9 tRNA genes and 1 rRNA gene are annotated in these 1338 nt (G+C 46.9%); all 10 read left to right on the top strand.

The window, feature by feature from the left end:
* Positions 1 to 297 precede the first annotated feature (297 nt).
* Positions 298 to 414, top strand: a 5S ribosomal RNA gene (gene rrf / locus ACI6MV_RS24870).
* A 22-nt stretch (positions 415 to 436) separates the two neighbouring features.
* Positions 437 to 512 (top strand) — tRNA-Val (locus ACI6MV_RS24865).
* A 5-nt stretch (positions 513 to 517) separates the two neighbouring features.
* Positions 518 to 593: transfer RNA gene (locus ACI6MV_RS24860), tRNA-Thr, on the top strand.
* A 30-nt stretch (positions 594 to 623) separates the two neighbouring features.
* Positions 624 to 696 (top strand) — tRNA-Lys (locus ACI6MV_RS24855).
* A gap of 62 nt (positions 697 to 758) precedes the next feature.
* Positions 759 to 843: transfer RNA gene (locus ACI6MV_RS24850), tRNA-Leu, on the top strand.
* Positions 844 to 852: 9 nt separating this feature from the next.
* Positions 853 to 927, top strand: a tRNA-Gly gene (locus tag ACI6MV_RS24845).
* A gap of 14 nt (positions 928 to 941) precedes the next feature.
* Positions 942 to 1030, top strand: a tRNA-Leu gene (locus ACI6MV_RS24840).
* A gap of 1 nt (position 1031) precedes the next feature.
* Positions 1032 to 1108, top strand: a tRNA-Arg gene (locus ACI6MV_RS24835).
* Between the two features lie 4 nt (positions 1109 to 1112).
* Positions 1113 to 1189 (top strand) — tRNA-Pro (locus ACI6MV_RS24830).
* A 68-nt stretch (positions 1190 to 1257) separates the two neighbouring features.
* Positions 1258 to 1333: transfer RNA gene (locus ACI6MV_RS24825), tRNA-Ala, on the top strand.
* Positions 1334 to 1338: the final 5 nt, after the last annotated feature.

Here is a 1338-nt window from a genome sequence, read left to right as displayed (position 1 = left end):
ACGTGCAGCTGACGGATACTAATAGATCGAGGACTTATCTATATTAAAAAGCGGAAGCGACTGATCAGAAGCGTACGGATAGATAAGACAGCATGTAGTACTCTGAACTTTGAGTGCGAAATGATGGATTAACTATACGCTAGCTTCTAGGAGCTGTAGCTAGATTGCGTTAAACGTGTTTGTTTGATTGTCAATTCTTATCTAGTTTTCAAGGTGTAAGAATTACTTTAAAAAAGCACTTGCATTTTTGAGTAAATGTTAATATAATATATCTTGTCTTTAAAATAAGATATAAGGTCTGGTGGTAAAGGCGGAGAGGTCACACCTGTTCCCATACCGAACACAGTAGTTAAGCTTTCCAGCGCCGATGGTAGTTGGGGCACGCGCCCCTGTGAGAGTAGGACGTCGCCAGGCTTGTATATTAATATTATTTAGTGGAGGATTAGCTCAGCTGGGAGAGCACCTGCCTTACAAGCAGGGGGTCGCAGGTTCGAGCCCTGCATCCTCCACCATTCAAGCCGGCCTAGCTCAATTGGTAGAGCAACTGACTTGTAATCAGTAGGTTGGGGGTTCAAGTCCTCTGGCCGGCACCATTTTCAATCATCATTAACAAGTTTATTAGTGAGCCATTAGCTCAGTCGGTAGAGCATCTGACTTTTAATCAGAGGGTCGAAGGTTCAAATCCTTCATGGCTCATCAAGTTTTTTGCGGAAGTAAGATAAACTTGATTAATTGCGAAAACAAAACAATTTCATTTTGCGGGTGTGGCGGAATTGGCAGACGCGCTAGACTTAGGATCTAGTGTCTTATGACGTGGGGGTTCAAGTCCCTCCACCCGCACCAAAGTTTTTTGCGGAAGTAGTTCAGTGGTAGAACACCACCTTGCCAAGGTGGGGGTCGCGGGTTCGAATCCCGTCTTCCGCTCCAGAATATTTTGCCATGCCGGGGTGGTGGAATTGGCAGACACACAGGACTTAAAATCCTGCGGTAGGTGACTATCGTGCCGGTTCAAGTCCGGCCCTCGGCACCATGCGCCCGTAGCTCAATTGGATAGAGCGTTTGACTACGGATCAAGAGGTTAGGGGTTCGACTCCTCTCGGGCGCGCCATTAACGGGAAGTAGCTCAGCTTGGTAGAGCACTTGGTTTGGGACCAAGGGGTCGCAGGTTCGAATCCTGTCTTCCCGACCACTTTTTACGAGAGTGAAATAAAGCACATTGATTTGAGTTAATATAAGTAAGTGATCTATTTTTAAAATGGGGCCTTAGCTCAGCTGGGAGAGCGCCTGCTTTGCACGCAGGAGGTCAGCGGTTCGATCCCGCTAGGCTCCACCATTAAT

It is taken from the genome of Radiobacillus sp. PE A8.2, assembly GCF_045635475.1.
Lineage (GTDB): Bacteria > Bacillota > Bacilli > Bacillales > Amphibacillaceae > JBJGXI01.
Note: the sequence above shows the minus strand (reverse complement) of the source record. Positions and strands in the feature narration are given on the sequence as shown.